Origin of the sequence: Frankia nepalensis (assembly GCF_016786325.1) — a bacterium.
Lineage (GTDB): Bacteria > Actinomycetota > Actinomycetes > Frankiales > Frankiaceae > Pseudofrankia > Pseudofrankia nepalensis.
Genome location: NZ_JADWYU010000341.1, coordinates 1 through 1785, shown reverse-complemented (window position 1 = coordinate 1785; position 1785 = coordinate 1). Strand labels below are relative to the sequence as shown.

The following is a 1785-nucleotide window of genomic DNA, read 5'->3' as shown; positions in this document are numbered from 1 at the left end:
TCTAGACCCGTCTTCCGCACATGGGATTTCGATGCGCCGGCTGACCCGGTTATCGATCAAGGTGGTCGGGTCGGGTCGACGCCGAGGATGTCGAGGAGGTGTTGGTGCAGGTGTGGTGGGCGGGGGATGTAGGCGGGCCGGCCGTCCTGCGCGGGCACGAGGCGCAGCCTGTTGAGGGTGGCGAGGATGAGTGCGCCGGTGGGGCGGGCGGGACGACCGGCGTAGAGGCCGGGGATCTTCCCGTCGGGGCCCGCGCCGAGGCGGGCCTGGCGCTCGATGAGCGAGAAGACGAGCAGGGCCAGGCAGATCACGTGGATGAGGGCGTGGATGCGCTGGTTGGAGTGCAGGAACATCGGCGTGACCGCGAGCGGGCCCTTGAACGCGCCGTAGCGACGTTCGGAGACTTCCTGCCCTTTGTAGCGGGCGAGGACCTCGGCCGGGCCGAGGTCGGGGTCCAGGTTCGTCAGCAGCGCGTACCAGCCGTCGGTGGCGGCCTCAGCGTCCAGTACGGCCTGGTCGAAGTGCCAGGCCAGGGCCGGTTTCCCGGTGTCCGGGTCGATGCTGGTGACCGCGACGAGGTAGCGGGAGACGCGGTGCTTGGTCGTGAGGAACGCCAGGCGCGCGGTCACCGCGGCCTCGGTGCGGTAGAGGTGGTGGCTGCCCGCGGCGCGCGCGAGGGTGTCGAGGGCCTCGCGGGCGCGGTCGAGCTTCAGGGCGCGGGCCGCCTTCGCGGCCTGGTCGTTCGCCGACGACCAGACGAACACCGTGCGCACGGTGACCGGCAGGTCGGTCTTCCGTGGCCCGCGCAGCACGGTCACGCCTTCGCGGGCGCGGTAGCTGGCCCGGGCGTGGATCGGCTTGTCCCGGTCACGGGCCGCGACATGCTCGATGATCGTGGCGGTGGCCCAGTCCTGGGCGGCGAGGACCTGCGCGGGCACGACCGCCTTCGGGGCCGGCGCGAGGAACGTGACCCCGGGCGTGGAGGTCAGAGCGGTCAGGTTCCCGTAGGAGACGAGCTTGGTGTCCCCGACCAGCAGGAACTGCCGCGGGCCGGCGAGCGCGACGAGAGCGCGCAGTGCGTCCTGGACCTGGGCGACCTCGCCGGCGCTGCCGTCGTAGGCACGCGCCAGCAGCGGGATCCCGCCGTCGCCGGTGGTCGCCAGACCTGTCTGGACCTGCTTGAGGTCGGGCCTGCGGTCCTTCGGGTGGCCGTAGCGCGGAGTCGCGTAGTCGGCGTCGACCTCGGGGTAGGCGCCGTGCAGCGAGATCGAGGTCATGTCCCAGTGCAGGTGGGAGACGTCGAGGCCGAACGCGGCGAGCGCCGCGGCGCCGACCGAACCAGCGACCTGGTCGCAGACCGGGGCGAGCGCGTCGAGCGCCCGACCGACCCGGTCGTCGTTGAGCGCGTCCGCCGGGATGTCGAACATCTCCTCGACCGCCCATTCCCGGGCCCACGACGCGACGTGCAGCAGCGGGGTCGGCGAGGTCAGCCGGTTGGCGACGAGGGCAGCGATGACCTGCCCGTGGCTGACGCGGCTGACATCCTGGCGCATCGGGGCGAGCCGGTCGATCGTGCCCGCCAGATCGAGGCGGGCCAGGAACTCCCGCGCGACGGGGAGCACCCCGAGCGGCTTCTCCACGCTCGGCGGCCCGTAACCCGCCACGACCGACACAGCCACGAACAGTCCCAGATCCGTCACCACGGATCCCGATCAACCCGACCCGATCCGAACAATCGATCAAGTAACTGTCTCACCGCACGCACGTGCGGAAGACGGGTCTAGA

The 1785-nt window shown here is 71.6% G+C and carries 1 protein-coding gene; it reads right to left on the bottom strand.

Annotation, left to right across the window (positions count from 1 at the left end; translation table 11 throughout):
- Positions 1–56: 56 nt before the first annotated feature.
- A complete protein-coding gene (locus tag I6A81_RS41075; RefSeq protein ID WP_307875243.1) occupies positions 57–1700 on the bottom strand; it encodes an IS1634 family transposase in 1644 nt (547 codons plus the stop codon).
- Positions 1701–1785: the final 85 nt, after the last annotated feature.